Below are 18889 nucleotides of genomic sequence, written 5' to 3'. Positions count from 1 at the left end.
CGCGCCGTTTCAGGGCTTGCGTCCGAAGGCCTCGCGCAGCTTGCCCTTGGCTCGCTCGAGCGTTTCGCGCTGCGATTTCGGCAGGTTACGGCCGGCGCGATTGATATAGAAGTTCAGCATCGACATGGCCGACTGGAACGGCGTGCCCTTGCGCCGGCGGCTATGTTCCGAGGAGACCTTGAGCGAGCGCGCGATGGCCTCGGGGTCGTCCAGCTTGAAGACGCCCGAATCGAGATCCATGGCGTCGCTGGTTTCGGCTACGTGTTGCGACCACTTCTGGCCGGAGCCGCGGCGCGCCGGACTGGCGGCGCCTTTTTCCGCACTGGCGCGGGCGTGGCGCTGGCGGGCGGGGCGGCCATTGCGCGGCCGCGTGGAGGCATGATGGGCATGGTGGGTAGTCGTCATGATGTGCCTGGGCGGTCGGGAGAAATGAAGCTCTCCTAAGGTCGAGAAGTTCAAGGTGCAGATCACCCGCAACGCATCGACCATTCCCGGCCCCGTCTTTGTTGCGCTGTTCTCGGGCACGGCTGATGCGGCCTGTCATTCCTGGGCGACTTCATGACCCCGTGCGGCGCGCCGTGCCGGGTGCCGCCGAAACCACCCCATCTCCTGAGGAGAGTGCCATGGATTCCGACAAGCAGAATCCGCCCGAAGTGCCCGCCACGCCCTCGCATGGCGCTGAAACCATGCCGGCCGAAACCCGGCCGCCGCAGCCCGACGAAAAGTCCGACGCAAAGCCCGACGCAAAGCCCGACGCAAAGCCCGCGCGCGGTTTTCCCGGTTCGTTCGATCAGCCCGAGCCGCGGCCGGAGGTGATGCCGGCCGAGGGCGGCACGCATCCCGAGCAGACTGCCGAAGTGCCGCTTGGCATGCACGGGCACCCGGAGCCGCCCGGCGCGCGCGGGCACAACAGCCCGGCAATACGGAGAAAGCCCGGCGATAAATGTACGCAATGAGGTCCGCCACGACGCACCCAGCAAGCTCGCGTACCCGCCGCACGCAGCCCTGTTGCGCGATGCGTTGAGGACTGCGCATCATGCCGGAAGAGACCCTGTGGTTTTTGCTGGTCGGCGTGCTGCTGATGTTCATGGCGCTTGCGCGCGGACCGATCGCGCGCCTGCCGCTCACGGGGGCCATGATCTACCTCGCGGTGGGCGTGCTCGTGGGACCGTCGGGCTTCGGGCTCGTGCATGCGGATCTCGCGGGCAACGCGCGCGTGCTTGCCATCATCGCGGAAGCGGGCCTCGTGATATCGCTGTTCTCGGTCGGCATGCACTTGCGCTTGCGGCTGCGTGATCGGCTCTGGCATCTGCCGCTGCGGCTCGGCATCGTGGCGATGGCGTTGAGCGCGGCGCTGCTGGCCGCGATGGCCTGGGCCATGGGCGAGCCGCCCGGCGTGGCGCTCTTCCTCGCCGCCACCCTCGCGCCTACCGATCCCGTGCTCGCCAACGAACTGCGCGTGCGCGAAGCGGGCGACGACGAGCCGCTGCGTTTCGCGCTTTCGGGCGAAGGCGGCCTGAACGACGGCGCGGCATTGCCGTTCGCGCTCGCGGGCCTCGCGTTGTGCGGCCTGCCCATCACGGGGATGCGGCATGCGGGCGAAGCCGCCGTGTCGCTCGTCTGGGGCATGGCAGGGGCACTGGCGATCGGCGCATGGCTGGCTACGCTGTGCACGAAGTTCATCCTCTATTTGCGCACCCGCTATGGCGAGGCCGTGGGTCTCGACGGGCTCATCGCCATCGGGCTCATGTCGGTGACCTATGGCGTGGCGTTGCTGCTGCATGCGTATGCGTTCGTTGCCGTGTTTGCGGCCGGCGTGGCGCTGCGGCGCGAGGAGCTGCGCGCGACCGGCGCGCGGCGGCCGGCCGAAGCGCTCGACACCGTGCAGCACGGCAAGCGCAGCGAGGTCGCGAAAGACCCCGGGCGCGCGCACGCATGGCTTGCCGAGAACATGACGGGCTTCACGCTGGAAATCGAGCACATCGCCGAGTTTTCGCTGATGCTGCTGATCGGCTGCACGGTCTCCGCGCATTGGCGCGAGATGCTGCAATGGCGGCCCGTGCTCTACGCGCTCGCGCTGATCTTCGTGGCGCGGCCCATCGCGGTGGCGCTCGCGATGGCCGGCTCGAATGCCGACGGCCAGCAGCGGCGCCTGATGGCGTGGATGGGCATACGCGGCGTTGGCGCGTTCTATTACGCCGTGTGGGGCATCGATCGCGCGGGCGATCTGTTGCGCCCGGTGCTGCCCGTCGCGCTCGATGCCATCGTGATTTCCGTCGTGCTGCATGGGGCCACGGCGAATTACGTGCTGGGCCGCTATTTCCGCGGCAGGGAGCAAGCGTCGGCCGCGGCGGGCCGCTGAGTGCGGCGAAGCACCGTTGCAACGCTGACGTGTAACGACTGCAACGGTTCGCTGCAACGCCCGTCTGCCGAGGGCAATCGTTCGACGTAACGCGTGCGGGGTAGTGCGTGTGTCCGGGCTTTCACGGAGCCTGCCGCCGGGCCGCACGCGTGGTCAGCTCATGCGCCGCTGCGAGATGTCCTCCAGCGTATTGGCCACGCTCTGGCGCTGTTTGCCGTCGCAGCGCGTGGCGATATCGGCGAGCGAAAGCGTACCCACCAGCTCGCGCGCGCGGTTGACGACCGGCACGCGGCGCACCTGCGCCTCGCCCATGCGGCGCTGCACGACTTCGAGGTCGTCGTCCTCGTAGCAGCACTGCACGCCGGAACTCGCCACGCGCGCCACCGGCTCCATCGGCTCGTAGCCGGCGGTCAGGGCACGCACGGCGAGATCGCGGTCGGTGACCATGCCAACCACCTGATCGCCGTCGCAGACCGGCAGCGCGCCAATGTCGTGCCGGCGCATGAGTTGCGCGGCGTGCCGGATCGTGGATTCGGGTGACACGCGCACGACGTTGCGCGACATGATTTCGTACACCTGGGTCATGGGTTTCTCCTCTCTCTCGTGGAAGCGCAGAAGCGCGGAAAGCTAGAAGCATCAGCCGTTCCGCATCTCGCGCATTTTGCCTTACGCGGCGTTAGTGACAGGCACGGTAGTTGCGTGGCTTACCCGCGCGTTCGCGCGGGCTGGCAAGGCCACGCCGCCACCAGGAGGGCTCGATGGAACGTTTCAGCGACAAAGTTGTGATCGTGACCGGCGCCGGTTCGGGCATCGGCGCCGCCACCGCACGCCGCTTCGCCACGGCGGACGCCGCCGTGGTGCTCGCGGGCCGCACGCCCGCGAAGCTGCGCCACGTGGCCGCCGACCTGCCGGAAAGCCGCGTGCTCGTTCATCCCGCGGACGTGAGCGACGCGGGCGAGGTGCTGGCGCTGATCGACGCGGCCATCACGCGTTTCGGCCGCATCGACGTGCTCGTCAACAACGCGGGCATTGCCTCGATGGGCGCGATCGACGAAGCGCCGCTCGAAGACTGGGACCGCGTCATGGCCACGAACGTGAGCGGCGTGCTCTACTGCATGCGCGCGGCGGCGCCGTTTATCAAGGCGACGAAGGGCTGTATCGTCAATGTGTCTTCGGTATCGGGCCTGGGCGGCGACTGGGGCATGAGTTTTTACAACGCGGCCAAGGGGGCGGTGACGAATCTCACGCGGGCGGCGGCGCTCGATTTCGCGCCGGCGGGCGTGCGCGTGAACGCGGTATGCCCCTCGCTCACGCGCTCCGATCTCACCGAAGATCTGCTCGACGACGAAGTTCTGATGGAGCGCTTTCGCGAGCGCATTCCGCTTGGGCGCCATGCCGAGCCGGAAGAGGTTGCGGCCTTGATCGCCTTTCTCGCGAGCGATGAGGCGCGCTTCATCACGGGCGCGAACATTCCCGTGGACGGCGGGCTGAGCGCTTCGAACGGACAGCCGCGCTTTGCCTGAGCGCATGCGTCGAAGGTACGGGAATTGCTGAGCGGGCGCGGACCGAACCATGGGCCGCCCCGCGCCCCCCACAAGATGATTTCAAAAGCCACCGTTCTGGCTCTTCTTGGCGCCGCCTGCCTTGGCGCGGGCTGCGCGCACATTGGCCCGGACCACCTGCGCGCCGACCAGGTGGACTACGCACGCGCACTCGGCGACGCCAAAAAGCGGCAGATTCTCGCCACGATCGTAGGGCTGCGCTATGGGGACGCCCCGGCTTTCCTCACGGTCAGCTCGGTCATCGCCGCCTATCAGTTCGATTCGACCGCGGGCGCAACGGGTAATCTTGGTTCGGGTGCCGAACCGAATTACGCCCTTGCAACAGGCAGCGTCTCGTATGGCAATCACCCCACGTTCACGTTCACGCCAACGACCGGCGAAGCCTATGCTTCCGCCTATATCCGGCCGCTCGCGCCGGAACTCGTGTTGCCGCTTGCCGAAGGCGGCATCCCGATCGATCTGCTGCTGCGCATGACGGCGCAATCCATCGGCGGCTTGCAGAACGGCAGCGCGCTGGGCGGCGAGAACAGCGCCGGCGCTCCCGGCTTCTTCGAGCTGCTGCGCGTGTTCAGGCGCCTGCAACTGGCGGGCGAGCTGAACCTGGAGTCTCGCAGCGACAAAGGCAAGACGAGCGTGTGGCTCGCGATCGGCGCCGAGGAGAGCGCCCGCACGCCCGAAGTGGCCGCCGACCTGACGCGCGTGCGCGAGCTGCTGCACCTCTCCGCGGCCACGCGCACCTACGAGATCGTCTACGGGCCGTCCTCCGCAGGCGGGGCGCGCATTCCGATGGTGACGCGCTCCGTGCTCGGCATCCTGACGGACCTCGGGGCGCAGGTGGAGGTGCCCGACGCGCAGGTCAGCAACGGGTCGACGAAGGCGACCGTCGGCCTCATCGGCGGCGAAACGCGGCCGACCATCATCGTCCATGCCGGCAGGAGGCCGGACACGGATCCGTATGTCGCCGTCGATTACGACGGTACGGCCTATTGGGTCGATCGCGACGATTTCGACTCGAAATACGCGTTCACGGTGCTGCAGAACCTGATGGCGCTGGCGGAATCCGATACGAGCGCGAAGGCGCCGGTGCTGACCATTCCGGCCAATTAGGAATCCGGCCACCATGACGCGGCACATTGAGGACTACGCACTGCTGGCCGACGGCCGCTGCGCGGCCCTGCTGGGGCGCGATGGATCGATCGACTGGTTGTGCTGGCCCCGGTTCGACAGTCCGCCGCTGTTTGCCGCCTTGCTGGGCGAACCCGCGGACGGGCACTGGTCCTTGCGTCCCGTTCACGCGGTCGGGCGCGGCGCTACCAGGCCGACACGCTGATTGTCGAAACCGACTTCCACTGCGCGGGCGGCAGCGTTTGCGTGATCGACTTTCTCGCGACCGGCACACCGGCGCCGTGCCTCGTGCGCGTCGTCGAATGTCGAGGCGGGACCGTCGAGATGCAGATGCGAATGCAGCCGGGCAGCGTGGCGGGCGAGGTCCGCATCACGCGTGCGCAGCCGCCGGTGGCGATCCGCGCATGTCCGGCACGATCGATGCCATCCGCCGGGAACATGCCGATGGCGGCCTGATACGGCGCGTTTGCGGAGACATGGACGGGTTTCGCGACGAAGGCGCCTTCCTTGCCTGCTTGTGCTGGCTGGCGGACTGCCTGTATCTGCGCGGCGACCGCTGCGAGGCGCGCAGCCAGTTCGAACGCGTGCTCGCGACGGCGAACGACGTCGGGCTCTTTGCTGAGGAGTGCGACGTGGCGAACGGGCGGCTGATGGGCAACTTTCCGCTGGCCCTGACACACATGGCTGTGGTCAAGACGGCATTGCTGCTGACGGGGACCACACGCGGGCATCGCCGCAAGTCGGCCGCCCGCGCGCGGACCTGAGCGCGCGGGCGCCAGTCCTGCCGCGTGGCATTATTCGTCGCCGTGCGGGTTGCCCGGAGCATCGCGTTCGAGACTGATGAGCACGTCCGTGCGTTCGCCGTGGCGGCTCTCCACGACCACATAGCCCCGCACGACCACGCGATAGCCCGGTAACGCCGCGATATGCGGCACGGCGCGCACGGTGCGGCTGTCGAAGCCGCCCAGCCCGTCGGCCGCCACGGCGACGTGATTTTCCATCGTCGCATTGGAGGTGACGATGTTGTCGTGCCGTTCTGTGATATCGCGACGCGCTTCGAGCGTCTTGCCGTCGGCATCGACGGAACTGTTGCTGGCCGCTGTCCCTGCCACTTCGACCGTGAGGATTCTGCGGCTGGCGATAGAGAGAGGATCCGACGACGCGAACTCCGCCGGCTGGTCGGCATCGGCCTCCGGCGGGGTGTTGGGCTTGCGATCGGGATGCTGCATGTTGGCCTCCGTGAGGTGGATGACCTCGGTGCGCATCGCGCGTTCCAGCTCTCTCGCCACCCCCTGGCCACCCGCCGTCGCGCTCATTCCACGGGCGTCTCGCCGTGGGCGGTGCCGCTGTCGTCGGCGGGTTGTACCGTCCGTGTCGGGTCGAAGTCCGACCATTGGCCATGCTGCCAGAGCCCGGACGCTTCTTCGATGTCCTGACCGTTGGCTTCGCGCAGGATGCTCACCACGCGCGGTTGCTCGGCGGGATTGACATGAACGGCAACCAGCACGCCGGACTCCCGCTCGTGCGGGCCTGCCGTGACGGCAGGCTCGTTTTCCTTGCCGCCGCCGCGCGTCATCAGCATGGCGCCCGCCAGCGAGCCGACATAAGCGCCCACGGCCGTCGCCACGATCAGGATCAGCAGCGAATGAAAGAACAGGAGCGTCAGGATTCCCGCCACGAGTATCCCCACCACGGCGCCGATAGCGCCGCCGCCCGTTGCCCCGATACCCGCGGGCCGCGCTTGCCTGTCGGCGTATTCGTCGCCGCCTATCGGAAAGCGCGCATGCTGGCCGCTGGGATTGACGTAGAACTCGGCGACGTCTTCATCGACGAAACCCTGGGTCAACAGCCGCCGCTTTGCCGAGTCGGCCGCGGCAAATGTCGTGAACCGTGCTGCGATGATCTGGGACATGGTTTCCTCCGGTGGGTTTTCTCCGTCCGCAATCGGCGATTGGGGACCGACGCCAACGCTGCGCCGTTCTGCCTGCCGTCGCGCAAGTGCCGTTCCGGCCGCTTCCCGGCGCCGATCATCGGCGAGGCAACCGCACCGTGGCTTCAGTCCGCCGCCAGCAGCATGCGCACCACGCCGCTGTGCAGGATGACGGGCTGCCCGCCGTTGCGTTCGAGCGCCTGCGCGCAGACCGCTTCGATGCGGCCGCGCGCTTGTGCGAAGGCTTCGAGCAGCGGGCCTTCGAGCGCGGACGATGCGCCGAAGTGGTCTTCCAGCGCCTCGGCCGTAATGGCGCACTCCACCTCGGCATGGTCGACCCACACAAGGAAACGAACCTCGTAGTCCTCACCGTCGTAGACGGGGTCGCGATCAGAAAACGCCACGTGCATGGTGAGTCCCGTTCGTGAGGCGCGCAATCAACGCGCGGTTGAATGCAGGAATGTCGTCCGGCTTGCGGCTCGTGATGAAGTTGCCGTCTTCCACCACCTGCTCGTCCACCCAGGTGCCGCCCGCGTTGCGAATGTCGTCCTGCAGGGTTGGCCAGCTCGTCATCGTATGGCCCGCCACGATGCCGGCCGAGATCGGCAGCCAGCCTCCGTGGCAAATGACGGCAACCGGCTTGCCTGCCTCGTCGATGGCGCGCACGAAATGCTGCGCCTCGGGAATCTGGCGGATCGCGTCGCTGTTCACCACGCCGCCCGGCAGCACCACGGCGTCATAGTCGTCTGGGGTCGCGTCGTCGAACGTCGTGTCCACATTGACCTTACTGCCCTTGTCGACGCGCTTGAACCCCTGGATCTTCCCGGGCTTCACCGAGATCACGTGCACCTCGGCACCGGCTTCCGCCAATGCCTGTTTCGGCTCGACCAGTTCGGCCTGCTCGAAACCGTCCATGGCCAAAACGGCCACCTTGCATCCTGCAAGTTCCTTGCTCATCTGTCTGACTCCATTGGCTCGTAAGGGAAGGGCGTCGCCCGCGCCGCGCGCTCGATATCTGCTGGATACCTGCTTGATACCTGCTCGATGCTCGCCGTGCGTCAACGGGCTTCGCGTCGTACTGGTGCGCGCAAGCGCGATGCCCGCATGCGAGTGGGCCTTCAGCTTGCCGGCGGGTCTTCCTCGACCGCGCTCAACGGTGCCGCCACATGCTCCAGCGACTTGCGCTCCGCATCCACGCCCCAGATCGCGGCGACCAGTCCCGCTCCCACCATGAGCGCCGATCCCACGAGGTAGCCTGAAAACACCGCCGAACGAAGATGGGTATCGATTAGTCGTCCGAATAAGTCAGGTCCGATAATCCCGCCCAGCGCCGTGCCGAACGCGTAGAAGACCGCGATGGCGAGCGCGCGGATCTCGAGTGGAAAGGACTCGCTCACGGTCAGATAGGCGGAACTGGCTGCGGCGGAAGCGAAGAAAAAGATGACCATCCACGCGATCGTCTGGGTCGTGACCGTAAGCCGGCCCTGCTCGAACAGATAGCCGCTGGCGCTCAGGAGCACGCCCGAGAGCACGTAGGTCGTGGCGATCATCCAGCGCCGGCCGACGACGTCGAACAGCCGGCCCAGCACGATCGGGCCGAGGAAGTTGCCGGCCGCGAACGGCAGCAGGTAAAGCCCCACCGTATCGCCAGGCACGCGATAGAACTCGGTGAGCACCAGGGCGTACGTGAAGAAGATCGCGTTGTAGAAGAAGGCCTGCGCCGTCATCAGCGCAAGGCCCACGAGCGCACGGCGCCGGTGCCGCACGGCGAGCGTGTGCAGCACGATGCGCAGCGCCGTGCGGCTCTGCGCGCGCAGGCGCAGCCGCTTCGCGACGGGATCGGCGAGCACGTGCCCGGCGTCGCGAAAGCGGGCCTCGATGCGTTCGACAATCGCGCGGGCTTCCTCGAAGCCGCCGTGCGTCAGCAGCCAGCGCGGGCTTTCCGGTATCCATGCGCGCATCGGCAGAATGAGCAGGGCCAGCGCGGCCCCGATGAAGAAACATGCGCGCCAGCCCCAGTCGGGCGGCAAGAGGCGCGGATCGAGCAGCACGAGCGAACCGGCGGCGCCAATGCCCGCGCCCACCCAGAACGTGCCGTTGATGCTGAGGTCGGTCCAGCCGCGCACGCGGGCCGGAGTGAACTCCTGGATGGTCGAATTGATCGCCGCGTACTCGCCGCCGATGCCGGCGCCGGTGAGGAAGCGAAACGCCAGAAAAGCCGCGAGATTCCACGAAAGCGCAGTGGCGGCCGTGGCAAGCAGGTAGACGGTGAGCGTCACGAAAAACAGCTTGCGGCGGCCCAGCCGGTCGGTCAGCCAGCCGAAGCCGAGCGCGCCGGGCACGGCGCCGGCAATATAGGCGCTGCCGGCGAGACCAATCTGCGCATTGCTGAAATGCAGCAGCGGACTCGCTCTCAATGCGCTCGCGACTGCGCCGGCCAGCGTGACTTCAAGGCCGTCGAGCAGCCAGGTCACGCCGAGCGCCGCCACGATCAGCACATGGAAGCGGCCCCAGGGCAGGCGATCCAGGCGGGCCGGCAGATCGGTTTCGACGACGGCTGGCGTTTCGGCGGTCCGCGTCGTGTCGCGCATGGTTTGCCTCGCTTCATGTCACTCGCGAGGCGCTCCGCAGGATGCGTGCCTGGGCCGCCAGGCCGTATCAGGCCGACGTGCGCCCGGTGTAGAACTGCCCGAAATGGCGCGCGGCGTAGAGGGAAATCAGCAGGCCGCCCAGGCCGGCGGTCGCCACATGCGAAGTGTCGTGAAGATCGAAAGCCCCGATCCGGCAGATCAGCACGTAGCCTGCGGCGAGATTGAAGGCCCCCCAGAGAACATTGACCGTCGGCGAGGAGAGCCCCTCACCCGGGGGATTGGCGAACGGACTCTGAAACGGCCGCCCCAACGTTCCGCTCACGAGATGAGGTATGGCATTGGCGAGAAAGACCCCGCCGAAAAAATACGAGATGTAGTGTGCCCATTCCATTACCAGGATTCCTTGTTGAGTGTTCCGGGTCATCGACCGCGGTTTTACGCCTTCGATGCGCGCAAAGGAAACTTGACAGTAACACTTGGAAGTTTATCTGGCAAGTTTGGCTGCTAATATGGGCGTCTATGGCGGGCACGCGAAAGCCGGCCGCACGCAAGCTGTCGCTTCGTGTAGCCGTCCGGGCGGGAGGGTGGTTTTTTGCGCTTTCCCGGCGGAAAGCCTTCAGACACGCGTGGGCGCGATGGCAGTGCGGGGCCGCAAGGCCGTCATGATCAGGTACGTGCCGCCGCCTATCGCGACGCCGAAGAACCACCCGTAGGTGTTCCACCAGACCGGCAGCAGGCTGGTCAGATTGGGCAGAAACGTCGAAAAGAGACTGCCGATCGCCACGGCGACGAGAGCATTGACGTTCCAGCCGCCTTCGTAGCGGTACTCGCCGTACTCTTCGTAGAGCGCCGCGACGTTGACGTTCCCCCGGGCCACCAGATAGTAGTCCGCAAGGATGATGCCGAGCAGCGGCCCCATCGTGGCGCCAATGGCGTTGACGAAGTGCGCGGCATTGCCTTCCCACGGAGCGAACGGGTAGAGCACGAGCGCGATGAGCGCTGCCACGTAGCCGCCTTTGCGGAAGCTGATCCGCTTCGGGAACGTATTGGAGATGTCGAACGCCGCCGAGACGAAATTGGCCACCACGTTGATGCCGAGCGTGGCGACGGCGAAGGTCAGCGCCGCGACGAGCGCCAGGACCCAGCTGTCGAATCTGGCGGAGATCTGTTCGGGGTGCAGCAGCACTTCGCCGTACACCCGGTAAGCGGCGATGGTGGTCACGCCGGCCACGAGCGAAAACGCAATCAGGTTGACCGGCAGGCCCCACAGATTGCCTTTCTTCACGGCGTCACGATTCTTTGCGTAGCGCGAGAAGTCGCAGAAGTTGAGGTACAGCGCCGCGAAATAGGTGATCCACGTCGCGCCTACCGCCATCAGCGCCCAGAACGAGCCCGGCTTGCCGTTCACGCCGACGTCCCGGGTCTTGTCGAGCAGCATGTCGGTTGGAATGCCGCTCGCGAACGAGAAGCCGCCTGCCTTCACGCACAGGCCGACCGCGAGGATCAGCATGGCGACCCACACGGCCGGGCCCGCCCAGTCCTGGAACCGGCGCACCGTCTCCATGCCTTTTTGTATGATGAACAGTTGCAGCACCCAGATCACCACGTAGCAGATCACCTCCAGCGCCGAGTGGCCGAGCAGCTGCGTGCCCTTGTGGAAGGCGAGGAGGCTGTCGTTACGGATCAGCAGCGCGACCACCGCGCCCGAAGCCGCCGCCGTCTGCGCACCGTACCAGAAGCAGGCCACCACGGCCCGCACCAGCGCGGCCAGGTTGGCGCCCCAGATCCCGAAGGAAGCCCGCGCCAGCACCGGATAAGGCACGCCGGTCTTTTCGCCGGCATAGCCGATCAGGTTCATCAGCGCGAAGATCACGAGCGAGCCAATGCCGATCGCGAGGATGAAGTTGACGAAGCTCCCACATAGCAGGAACAGGCTGGCGGCGAGGTAGTAGCCCCAGAGGCTGTGCACGTCCGAAGTCCAGACGTTGAAGATGCTGAAGGCTCCCCAGTTGCGCGTCTGCGCCGGCGCGAGGTCTTCGTTGTAGAGGCCGGGAAAGGGATCGCGGAGGTCCATCTGTTGCTCCTTTGCACGTGCGGGAAGGGAGGAACACGACCGGACATGCCCAGATGGAGAAGCTCCGCCACTGAGGCCTGCTGGTTTGCAGGCATTCTATGCTTTCAAAAACGCGTGCGCATGCCGATGGTGGCGGCCACCTGGGTCTGCGTGGACGACGGCCCGCCCGCACCGTCGATGAACGCGACATAGTGGTGCCCCGAAACTTTCTGGAACATGCTTTCGAAATAGACGTCCGTGTGCTTCGACAGGGTGTACACGGTCTGGAAGTCCGCGGATTGCCAGTGCGGATCGGTGCCGTAGGTCGTCGTATCGGAGACGCTGCCATCCGTATACGTGTAGGTCAGGCCAACGGAGACCCGCTGGGTCACGAAGAACAGGGCGTTCGCTTCGTAGTTGTTGAAACGCACCGTGCCGCCTGCGCTGCCGAACGAATCGCTGCCTTCGAACGCGCTTTGCGTGTAAGCGAGGCCCAAGCGGGCAGCGCCCAGGTCGTAGTTGGCGGCGCCGCCGAAAGTGCGCTGCGTCTGCGCACCCAGCTGGAAGCCGGCCTTGGCTTCGTACGACGACTCCGCGGTATCGACGGCACCCGCGGTGTTGGCGGAATTGGATCCGCTGATCTGCAGATACCCGGCGGCAACGGCCAGCGGACCGTTCACGTATCGCGCGCCCGCGCTGTAGGCCCGGTTCGCGGCGAACTCCGTCGTGTTCGAGAGCGCGTAGGCGCCGCCGAAGCTCAAGCCGGACAGATCCGGGCTGGCGTACTTGACGGCGTTGTTGAACGCGAACGAGTGGACGAGGTTGTCGTTGTCGAACGGATGAGCGAAGCCGGTACTGCCGAAGGTATCGGCCTGCGCGGTCAGCGGTCTCAGATAGTCGACGATGGAGTCGTACTGGCGGCCGAGCGAGATCGACCCCGTGCTGATATCGCCGATGCCGACGAAGGCCGAGCGCCCGAACAGCCGGTTGTCCTGCCCGAGCTTGCCGTTCGTGACGTTGAAGCCGTTCTCGAGATCGAAAAACGAATTGACGCCGCCGCCCAGGTCTTCCTGGCCGCGCACGCCGAAGCGCGAGCCGTTGATCTCGCCGCTCGTCGCTTGCCAGAGCGGCCCGTGGGCGCTTCCGCTCGCGACGTTGTTCGTGTACATGATCCCCGCGTCGATCAGCCCGTAGAGCGTGACGGAGCTTTGTGCGTGCGCGGCGCTGGCCCAGGCAAAAAGCAGGGAGGCGGGCACGGATAGTCGTTTTTTCATTGAGGTTCCCAAAATCTCGGCTGCAAGATGAGCAGGCAGCCGAGTGTAGGGAAACGCCCCAAATTGCCGAACGAAGCAGTTTGAAAAAGCATTTCTGCGCCAATGCAAAGCAGGCGGGGCGGGCCTGGCGGGGAAGGTGGCCTCGCTTCTGAAAGTCAAAATTTCAATTTTCGGAAGAATTCGCGGTGAGTGTTCAGGAGAACTGCGCAGGAGAACTGCGCAAGACGACTGTGCAGGGCGGCTACGGCGCCGCTGGTCGTCGGGCGCCCCGGTTCTGTCTCCAGCCCGTAAGATCATGCGAATCCGTGAGGTCGACTCTTTCGAGGGAGTTCGCTATGCCGTGCCCAAATTGCCGCCATCTGTTCGGATACACGCAGGGAGCACTTGGCGTTTGCGCAAACTGCGGGCTTTCCCACCCGTTGACCGGTTGGGGCGCGCCGCCTCGCCAGCGGGTGGTCGTACACCGGCCCGGAACACATGGGTTCAAGAAGCAGGAGCAGCGCGCGCTCGGCACCTCGGGCTCGACCCATGAATCCGAGCACACGATTGGCTATGAAGCCCTGGGGGGCGGGCTCAAGCGCGGCCGCTCGGAGTTGGCGCGTTACATCGAAAACCGCGCTCCCGCCTACCAGGAGTACAAACCCGACCATCGGGACCATATCGGCACGGGTACCCACGGCAACTATCACGGGACGGGCGAAGGTTCGGGAGGCTACCGCAAGATGCTGCGTACCGCCGTGGAAGAAGGCCGGCCCGGCAATGCCGTGCAGCTCAATCAGCTTTATTACGGGCACCAGGCGGGTTTTCGGGGCAGCGAGCCCGGCCGGCTGCAGGCGGATCGAAGCTTCCAGAGGATGGCCGACGAGTTGGACGAGTTTCTCTATTGGGACGACAATCAGGCGCGTGCAAAACGGGCTCGCTTCGATGAGGTGCAGCGGGCGGAAGTGAATCTGGCGCGACGGGGGGCACGCACGGGGCGCTACCCCACCCGGGCGGAGGAACTGGCGGAAATGCGGCGGCACGGCATGATTCCGGGCGTTGAAGATGCGCTGCCCGCGTCGAAGCCCGCTACGAGTTTTGCCAGCGATATTCATGGCATTCCGCAAGACGGAGACTGTCTGTTCCATGCGATTCGAAACCGTCTGCAGTTCCATTCGGCCGGCGCCATGCCCGATACGCCCGTGCACGAGCTCCGCGCGCAGGCGGTGGGCTTCCTGCGTTACGACGCGGATTTCCATGCGACCGGACTGGCCACCTACGCGTATCTCAGCGCGATGGCACGGCCCGGCACGTGGGGCGGCGGGCCGGAGATCATGGCGCTCGCGCAGCTTTACGGCGTATGCATCTGCGTTCTCGCGCCGGGGTACAGCGTTTCGTTCAACGAACGAGCCAGGGCGAGAACGATCACGATCTATTACGATGGCGTCGGCCATTACTCGGTTGGTCCTCTCTGATGAGCGGGGTCGTTCGTCTCAGGCCGCCGGCGCCTCGGCGGGCGCGCCCACACGGAACCGCGCGCCGGCATGGCGCTCGGGCAGCGTGTCTTGTGCGCCGAACAGCTTGTGCCGCAGCGTGCCGGGCGCATACGCCGTCTTGTAGAGCCCGCGATTTTGCAGCTCGGGCACGATCAGTTCGACGAAGTCTTCATAGCTTTCCGGCACCACCGTGCGGCTCAGATTGAATCCGTCGACGCCGGCCTCGTCGACCCAGGCCTGCAATTCGTCGGCGACTTCGCGTTCGAGCGTGCGCGCGAGATTCGTCCAGTAGGGCAGCAGCCGGTAGTCGGTCGAGCGGTCGCGCGGATGGGTCCAGAGGCCGTGATTGATGTGCCCCACGCAGTTCATGTTGAACGCGTTGAGGAGGATGGGCTTGCGCGGTTCCGCCATCAGATCGCTCCGTGCCGCGGCGGCAGAACATCGTTCAGGAAGTAGTTGCCGATGGCGTGATATTTCCAGCGCACGGGATCGGGAAGACGAGGCAAACGCGCCCCGTCGGAGGCAATGACGGAGATGGACATGGCTATCCGATTCGAAAAGGCCGTTGGACTCGGGCCAGCGCGCGTCGTCGTGCGCCTTGGCCGGCGGCCGACGCGTCGTGCGGGTCCGTCGCTCATTGGAACAGCGGGCGCCGCGATTTCCTACCACTAAATCGTCGATTGCATATGCGCTTTCTTGCTATGCCGCCGCCGCTATGCGGGTACGGACGCCTTGGCGTGGGTCGCTGCGCGCGCCGCGGCTTCTTCCCGCTTGATGCGCTCGATATCGCGAAAGCGCGCGGCCGGATGGCTCGCGGGCAGTCTCAACCTGGGCGTGGCTACCATCATCGTCAATCACGGCTTGCCGGAATCGCTGAAAGACGTCGTGCAGCAGGCGCTCGACAAAGGTATCAAGGTGGCGGCGTTCGACGTCGACCTAGCCAACCCGAAGGTGCCGCAAATCGAGCAGAGCGATGAGCGATGCGGCAACGGCGGCGTGGATCCGGACGGAACCGTAAGCACGCCCGTCGGCCAGGCCTTGCGCGGCATTTTTGCCGAGGCCGGCGCGATCGCGCTATACAAGAAGCTGGTTGCGACGGATCGGCAGACGGCCGCGATCATTGGCAATCCAACGGGGTTTCAGTGCCGCGCGGCTAATAGCTGGCTTAAGCGGCAAAGCCGCTCCTCAATATTGTTTAAGAACGATGGTTCTATTGCGCAATGCCAATTCGCCGACTTGTCTCCAACAAAATGAAAAAATATCCGGCATTGTTTTCTGAATCGCGCAATTCGACGATGTCGGCAAATGTCAGTAGGGCGAAAAGAACGCCATTGCAGGCATTGCCGATCCTTGCCCAAGGTAATATTTGACACTGCAGGGGGTTGATAATCCCGATGGTCGAGGTGTCCTAAATAGCAATTTGTAAGGTAATTGAAAAAGGCAATTCGTTTTAATTGACTCATTGATTAAGTTGGCTTAGGCTTCGTGCGTATCGTTCCTGGGGCAATCCCTTACGGCGGGTTCGCGAATGCACGTGTTTTCCGGTTTCTGCACCAGAAAGTCGTTTTCAGCCCACGCCCGCTTGCGGGCTCTGACGCAATACGGGTGCATGATCGGCGCGGCATGGCTTCTGGCGGCGTGCGCGGTCGGGCCTGACTACCAGAAGCCGGACGTGGTGATTCCCACCAGCTTCAAGGAAGGGGTGGACTGGCAGCGGGCGCAGGTCAATCCGCAGGCGTCGCTCTCGAGCACCTGGTGGCTCGACTACAACGACCCCAAGCTCACGGAGCTGATCGAACAATCGTTCAAGGCCAACCAGTCGATTGCCCAGGCGGAAGCGGCATACCGGCTCGCCCAGGCAACCGTGGAGGCCAGCAGGGCGAGCTTCTTCCCGACCATTGGCGCGGAAGCCGCGGGCACGCGCACCGGGCTGGGCTCGGGCGCGGCACAGGCCCAATACGGGACGCCTGCGTTCTCGGGCGTGTACAACTCGGTCAACGTCAATGCCACGGCGAGCTGGGAGCTCGACCTGTGGGGGCAGTTCCGGCGTGAGCTCGAATCGAGCAAGGCAAGCGCGCAGGCGAGCGATGCCCAGCTTGCCGGCGAGCGCCTCTCCATTGCCGCGAGCATTGCCACCGACTACTTCGCGCTGCGCCAGGCCGATATCGACGTCGACCTTCTCAAGCAGCAGGAGCAGATCGATAGCCGTATCCTCGACATGACGCGCGCGAGCTATACGCGCGGTATCTCGTCGGCCGATGACGTGCTGAACGCGCAGGACACGCTCGAACTCGTGGTCGCCCTGCTGCAGTCGACGCAGACCTCGCGCGAGCAGGACGAACATGCGATCGCGGTGCTGATTGGCGTGCCGCCCGGCAATTTCTCGATCGCACCCAACACGGATTATGCGTTCGCCACGCCGGCCGTTCCGCTTGCCTTGCCCTCGCAGCTGCTCGAACGGCGCTATGACGTGGTGAGCGCCGAACGCACGGCTGCCGCGGCCAACGCAAAGATCGGCGTAGCCGAAGCAGCGTTCTTCCCGACACTCACGCTCTCGGCCGAGGGCGGTTTCGAGCACAACATGCTCGCCAACCTGTTCATGGTGCCGAACCGCTTCTGGACACTCGGGCCGACGCTCGCGGGGACGATTTTCGACGGCGGCGCCCGCACGGCGGCCGTCCGCGAAGCGCGCGCGACCTACGACGAAGATGTCGCGGCGTACCGGCAAGCCGTGCTAGGCGCGTTCCAGAATGTCGAGGACAGCCTCTCGTCATGGAATCACCTGCAGCAGCAGCAAGACGCCTACGCGAAAATCTATCAGCGCAACCAGCAGCTCTTCAACAGCGAGCACGCGCAGTTCACCATCGGCACGGCCAGCGAGCAGGATCTGCTGAACCAGCAACTCACGTTGCTGACCGCCCGGGAGAACCTGGTGGATACGCAGGCGCTGCTGACCGAGGCGAGCGTCGTGCTGATCAAGAACCTCGGCGGCGGCTGGCAGTGGGATGATGCCAGCGGGCACGCGGCCAATGCGGTCGCGTCGGTTGGGCAGGCGCCGGTCGCGGCGTCCGGTTCGGCGATTGCGCCGCAGTGAGGCCGGTATTCAAGGGACTCTCCGCATGGCGCCCGGCTCGGGGCGATGCGTTGTTCCTGCGCGGCGAAACGCGCCGCGCGTCGTTCATCCCCAGCGGCAAGCGAGCCCCGGGTGGGCCTGGAAGGCCAGCCCGGAAAGCGGGCTTCACGGTTGCCGGCTGTCTTGTACTCATTCGCAGTCCTTTCTCTTTCAACGATCATGCAAGCGTGGTGTCCCATGACGTTACTGCCTGTGCGCGCGTCCCTGCTGTCCATTGGCCTACTCGCCCTCGCGGGCTGCGACAAAAGCAGCCCGCCGCCCCCGCCGCCGCCCCAGGTGAGCGTCCTCAAGGCCGAGCCCCAGAATGTTCCGCTCAGGCGTGACCTTGTCGGGCGGCTCTCGGCCTGGTACAGCGCCAACGTCACGGCCCGCGTTTCCGGCGTGCTGCTCAAGCGCGTCTATACGGAAGGCGCCACCGTGAAGGAAGGGCAGGTGCTGTTCGTGATCGATCCGGCCTACTACCAGTCGGTGCTCGACAACGATCTCGCGACGCTCGCCGAGGATCAGGCCACCTACGTCAACGACCACATCACCGCGGTGCGCTATCGCCAGTTGCTGCCGGTCGGTTCGGTCTCGCAGCAGACGGTGGACAACGCGGACGCCGCGGAGCGTAGCGCGGCGGCCAAGGTCAAGGCGGATCAGGCCGCCATCAACGGCGCGCGCCTGAATCTCGGCTATACGAAGGTGACGTCGCCGATCAGCGGCATCGCGGGCCAGCAGCAGGTCACGGAGGGCGCGGTGGTGGGCTCCAGCACGACCGATGCTGGTTCGGGCGGCACGTTGCTCACGACCGTGCAGCAGATCGATCCGCTCTATCTGAACTTCACCATCAGCGCCGCCGATCTGGTCACGCTGAGGCAGGCGCAAAGCCAGGGCAATGTGGCGCTGGCCGCGCAGAACGCCACGACGGTGAAGGTCATGCTGCCCAACGGCAGCCCCTACGACCAGACCGGCACGCTCGACTTCTCCGACGTCACCGTGAACTCCACCACGGGCGCGGTCAACCTGCGCGCGCGGATTCCCAATCCGCAGCATCAGCTGCTGCCCGGCATGTACGTGTCGCTCACGGTCGATCTCGGCCAGCACAACGGCGTGTACCTGATTCCGCAGCAGGCTGTCCAGCGCGATACCGTGGGCGCCTTTGCTTTGGTGGTCGACCCGAACGGCAAGGTTGCGCGCAAGGACGTCGAGACGCGGGACAGCGATGGCAACAACAACTGGATCATCACGAACGGCCTCGCCGCGGGCGACGAGGTGATCGTCACGGGGCTGCAGAGCGTGCACGAGGGCGTGACCGTCAAGGCAAGCGCATGGCAGCCGGGCTCGACGCAGGCGGGCGCCGCACCGGCATCGGGGGCTCAGCCCGCCGGCGCGAAGTCGTAAG

At 65.7% G+C, this 18889-nt stretch carries 19 protein-coding genes and 3 pseudogenes; 10 read left to right on the top strand and 12 right to left on the bottom strand.

Annotation, left to right across the window (positions count from 1 at the left end; all coding sequences use genetic code 11):
* Positions 1 to 9: 9 nt before the first annotated feature.
* Positions 10 to 405: a DUF3175 domain-containing protein gene (locus tag BAC01S_RS18440; RefSeq protein WP_027796103.1), complete on the bottom strand. Its 396-nt coding sequence runs from the start codon at positions 403 to 405 to the stop codon at positions 10 to 12.
* 218 nt (positions 406 to 623) lie between these two features.
* On the opposite strand from BAC01S_RS18440, the gene BAC01S_RS18435 reads away from it, so the two are divergent.
* Both BAC01S_RS18435 and BAC01S_RS18430 read left to right on the top strand, forming a co-directional pair.
* The gene (locus BAC01S_RS18435) at positions 624 to 956 is read left to right on the top strand and encodes a hypothetical protein (protein ID WP_027796102.1); all 333 of its coding nucleotides are present in this window, start codon (positions 624 to 626) and stop codon (positions 954 to 956) included.
* An 80-nt stretch (positions 957 to 1036) separates the two neighbouring features.
* Positions 1037 to 2362, top strand: a complete 1326-nt coding sequence (locus BAC01S_RS18430) for a cation:proton antiporter domain-containing protein (protein WP_027796101.1) — start codon at positions 1037 to 1039, stop codon at positions 2360 to 2362.
* A 153-nt stretch (positions 2363 to 2515) separates the two neighbouring features.
* On the opposite strand, the gene BAC01S_RS18425 is transcribed toward BAC01S_RS18430, so the two are convergent.
* Entirely contained in the window at positions 2516 to 2947 is a 432-nt protein-coding gene (locus BAC01S_RS18425; protein WP_027796100.1) for a CBS domain-containing protein, read from the bottom strand.
* Positions 2948 to 3120: 173 nt separating this feature from the next.
* On the opposite strand from BAC01S_RS18425, the gene BAC01S_RS18420 reads away from it, so the two are divergent.
* The 4 genes from BAC01S_RS18420 (at position 3121) to BAC01S_RS18400 (ending at position 5813) form a co-directional block, all read left to right on the top strand.
* Positions 3121 to 3885, top strand: a complete 765-nt coding sequence (locus BAC01S_RS18420) for an SDR family NAD(P)-dependent oxidoreductase (RefSeq protein WP_027796099.1) — start codon at positions 3121 to 3123, stop codon at positions 3883 to 3885.
* Between the two features lie 75 nt (positions 3886 to 3960).
* The gene (locus tag BAC01S_RS18415; RefSeq protein ID WP_027796098.1) at positions 3961 to 5031 is read left to right on the top strand and encodes a hypothetical protein; all 1071 of its coding nucleotides are present in this window, start codon (positions 3961 to 3963) and stop codon (positions 5029 to 5031) included.
* 13 nt (positions 5032 to 5044) lie between these two features.
* Complete coding sequence (locus BAC01S_RS18410; RefSeq protein ID WP_027796097.1) at positions 5045 to 5254, top strand: trehalase-like domain-containing protein; 210 nt, start codon at positions 5045 to 5047, stop codon at positions 5252 to 5254.
* Positions 5255 to 5453: 199 nt separating this feature from the next.
* A complete protein-coding gene (locus BAC01S_RS18400; RefSeq protein WP_156954453.1) occupies positions 5454 to 5813 on the top strand; it encodes a glycoside hydrolase family 15 protein in 360 nt (119 codons plus the stop codon).
* Positions 5814 to 5843: 30 nt separating this feature from the next.
* On the opposite strand, the gene BAC01S_RS31745 is transcribed toward BAC01S_RS18400, so the two are convergent.
* From BAC01S_RS31745 to BAC01S_RS18360, 8 genes are all read right to left on the bottom strand, one after another.
* Complete coding sequence (locus BAC01S_RS31745) at positions 5844 to 6314, bottom strand: DUF3005 domain-containing protein (RefSeq protein ID WP_052408777.1); 471 nt, start codon at positions 6312 to 6314, stop codon at positions 5844 to 5846.
* A 47-nt stretch (positions 6315 to 6361) separates the two neighbouring features.
* Entirely contained in the window at positions 6362 to 6961 is a 600-nt protein-coding gene (locus BAC01S_RS18390) for a hypothetical protein (protein ID WP_027796094.1), read from the bottom strand.
* Positions 6962 to 7104: 143 nt separating this feature from the next.
* Positions 7105 to 7389 (bottom strand): DUF1488 family protein, encoded by a 285-nt coding sequence (locus BAC01S_RS18385; protein WP_043202695.1) that lies wholly within the window; start codon positions 7387 to 7389, stop codon positions 7105 to 7107.
* Positions 7370 to 7936, bottom strand: a complete 567-nt coding sequence (locus BAC01S_RS18380) for a type 1 glutamine amidotransferase domain-containing protein (RefSeq protein WP_027796092.1) — start codon at positions 7934 to 7936, stop codon at positions 7370 to 7372. The genes BAC01S_RS18385 and BAC01S_RS18380 overlap by 20 nt, the downstream gene beginning before the upstream one ends.
* Before the next feature lie 161 nt (positions 7937 to 8097).
* A complete protein-coding gene (locus tag BAC01S_RS18375; RefSeq protein ID WP_027796091.1) occupies positions 8098 to 9570 on the bottom strand; it encodes an MFS transporter in 1473 nt (490 codons plus the stop codon).
* Positions 9571 to 9637: 67 nt separating this feature from the next.
* Positions 9638 to 9961: a hypothetical protein gene (locus BAC01S_RS18370; RefSeq protein ID WP_027796090.1), complete on the bottom strand. Its 324-nt coding sequence runs from the start codon at positions 9959 to 9961 to the stop codon at positions 9638 to 9640.
* 225 nt (positions 9962 to 10186) lie between these two features.
* A complete protein-coding gene (locus tag BAC01S_RS18365; protein WP_027796089.1) occupies positions 10187 to 11644 on the bottom strand; it encodes an NCS1 family nucleobase:cation symporter-1 in 1458 nt (485 codons plus the stop codon).
* Between the two features lie 104 nt (positions 11645 to 11748).
* A complete protein-coding gene (locus BAC01S_RS18360) occupies positions 11749 to 12897 on the bottom strand; it encodes a porin (protein WP_043202692.1) in 1149 nt (382 codons plus the stop codon).
* Between the two features lie 335 nt (positions 12898 to 13232).
* On the opposite strand from BAC01S_RS18360, the gene BAC01S_RS18355 reads away from it, so the two are divergent.
* Positions 13233 to 14351, top strand: coding sequence for a hypothetical protein (locus BAC01S_RS18355; RefSeq protein ID WP_084168646.1), 1119 nt, complete (start codon positions 13233 to 13235; stop codon positions 14349 to 14351).
* A gap of 18 nt (positions 14352 to 14369) precedes the next feature.
* Here the strand turns inward: BAC01S_RS18355 and BAC01S_RS33970 are convergent.
* Both BAC01S_RS33970 and BAC01S_RS34720 read right to left on the bottom strand, forming a co-directional pair.
* Positions 14370 to 14630 (bottom strand): annotated as a pseudogene (locus BAC01S_RS33970) (N5,N10-methylene tetrahydromethanopterin reductase); the annotation flags it as partial.
* Positions 14631 to 14782: 152 nt separating this feature from the next.
* Positions 14783 to 14884: pseudogene (locus BAC01S_RS34720) on the bottom strand (acyl-CoA dehydrogenase); the annotation flags it as partial.
* Positions 14885 to 15203: 319 nt separating this feature from the next.
* Here BAC01S_RS34720 and BAC01S_RS34715 point away from each other — a divergent pair.
* The 3 genes and pseudogenes from BAC01S_RS34715 to BAC01S_RS18330 all read left to right on the top strand — a co-directional run.
* Positions 15204 to 15362, top strand: a pseudogene (locus tag BAC01S_RS34715) (sugar ABC transporter substrate-binding protein); the annotation flags it as partial.
* Positions 15363 to 15981: 619 nt separating this feature from the next.
* The gene (locus tag BAC01S_RS31740) at positions 15982 to 17466 is read left to right on the top strand and encodes an efflux transporter outer membrane subunit (protein WP_174442450.1); all 1485 of its coding nucleotides are present in this window, start codon (positions 15982 to 15984) and stop codon (positions 17464 to 17466) included.
* A gap of 216 nt (positions 17467 to 17682) precedes the next feature.
* Positions 17683 to 18888, top strand: coding sequence for an efflux RND transporter periplasmic adaptor subunit (locus BAC01S_RS18330; protein ID WP_027796084.1), 1206 nt, complete (start codon positions 17683 to 17685; stop codon positions 18886 to 18888).
* Position 18889: the final 1 nt, after the last annotated feature.

Origin of the sequence: Paraburkholderia acidipaludis NBRC 101816, from assembly GCF_000684975.1 — a bacterium.
Lineage (GTDB): Bacteria > Pseudomonadota > Gammaproteobacteria > Burkholderiales > Burkholderiaceae > Paraburkholderia > Paraburkholderia acidipaludis.
This window is presented reverse-complemented; position numbering and strand designations above follow the sequence as displayed.

What these genes read in the sequence shown, in the direction of transcription:
- BAC01S_RS18410 (WP_027796097.1), top strand. Translation starts at nt 5,045, where the DNA reads ATGACGCGGCACATTGAGGACTACGCACTGCTGGCCGACGGCCGCTGC.
- BAC01S_RS18355 (WP_084168646.1), top strand. Translation starts at nt 13,233, where the DNA reads ATGCCGTGCCCAAATTGCCGCCATCTGTTCGGATACACGCAGGGAGCA.
- BAC01S_RS31745 (WP_052408777.1), bottom strand. Translation starts at nt 6,314, where the DNA reads ATGCGCACCGAGGTCATCCACCTCACGGAGGCCAACATGCAGCATCCC.
- BAC01S_RS18435 (WP_027796102.1), top strand. Translation starts at nt 624, where the DNA reads ATGGATTCCGACAAGCAGAATCCGCCCGAAGTGCCCGCCACGCCCTCG.
- BAC01S_RS18380 (WP_027796092.1), bottom strand. Translation starts at nt 7,936, where the DNA reads ATGAGCAAGGAACTTGCAGGATGCAAGGTGGCCGTTTTGGCCATGGAC.
- BAC01S_RS18375 (WP_027796091.1), bottom strand. Translation starts at nt 9,570, where the DNA reads ATGCGCGACACGACGCGGACCGCCGAAACGCCAGCCGTCGTCGAAACC.
- BAC01S_RS18365 (WP_027796089.1), bottom strand. Translation starts at nt 11,644, where the DNA reads ATGGACCTCCGCGATCCCTTTCCCGGCCTCTACAACGAAGACCTCGCG.
- BAC01S_RS18415 (WP_027796098.1), top strand. Translation starts at nt 3,961, where the DNA reads ATGATTTCAAAAGCCACCGTTCTGGCTCTTCTTGGCGCCGCCTGCCTT.
- BAC01S_RS18425 (WP_027796100.1), bottom strand. Translation starts at nt 2,947, where the DNA reads ATGACCCAGGTGTACGAAATCATGTCGCGCAACGTCGTGCGCGTGTCA.
- BAC01S_RS18390 (WP_027796094.1), bottom strand. Translation starts at nt 6,961, where the DNA reads ATGTCCCAGATCATCGCAGCACGGTTCACGACATTTGCCGCGGCCGAC.
- BAC01S_RS18440 (WP_027796103.1), bottom strand. Translation starts at nt 405, where the DNA reads ATGACGACTACCCACCATGCCCATCATGCCTCCACGCGGCCGCGCAAT.
- BAC01S_RS18385 (WP_043202695.1), bottom strand. Translation starts at nt 7,389, where the DNA reads ATGCACGTGGCGTTTTCTGATCGCGACCCCGTCTACGACGGTGAGGAC.
- BAC01S_RS18360 (WP_043202692.1), bottom strand. Translation starts at nt 12,897, where the DNA reads ATGAAAAAACGACTATCCGTGCCCGCCTCCCTGCTTTTTGCCTGGGCC.
- BAC01S_RS18420 (WP_027796099.1), top strand. Translation starts at nt 3,121, where the DNA reads ATGGAACGTTTCAGCGACAAAGTTGTGATCGTGACCGGCGCCGGTTCG.
- BAC01S_RS18370 (WP_027796090.1), bottom strand. Translation starts at nt 9,961, where the DNA reads ATGGAATGGGCACACTACATCTCGTATTTTTTCGGCGGGGTCTTTCTC.
- BAC01S_RS18330 (WP_027796084.1), top strand. Translation starts at nt 17,683, where the DNA reads ATGACGTTACTGCCTGTGCGCGCGTCCCTGCTGTCCATTGGCCTACTC.
- BAC01S_RS31740 (WP_174442450.1), top strand. Translation starts at nt 15,982, where the DNA reads ATGATCGGCGCGGCATGGCTTCTGGCGGCGTGCGCGGTCGGGCCTGAC.
- BAC01S_RS18400 (WP_156954453.1), top strand. Translation starts at nt 5,454, where the DNA reads ATGTCCGGCACGATCGATGCCATCCGCCGGGAACATGCCGATGGCGGC.
- BAC01S_RS18430 (WP_027796101.1), top strand. Translation starts at nt 1,037, where the DNA reads ATGCCGGAAGAGACCCTGTGGTTTTTGCTGGTCGGCGTGCTGCTGATG.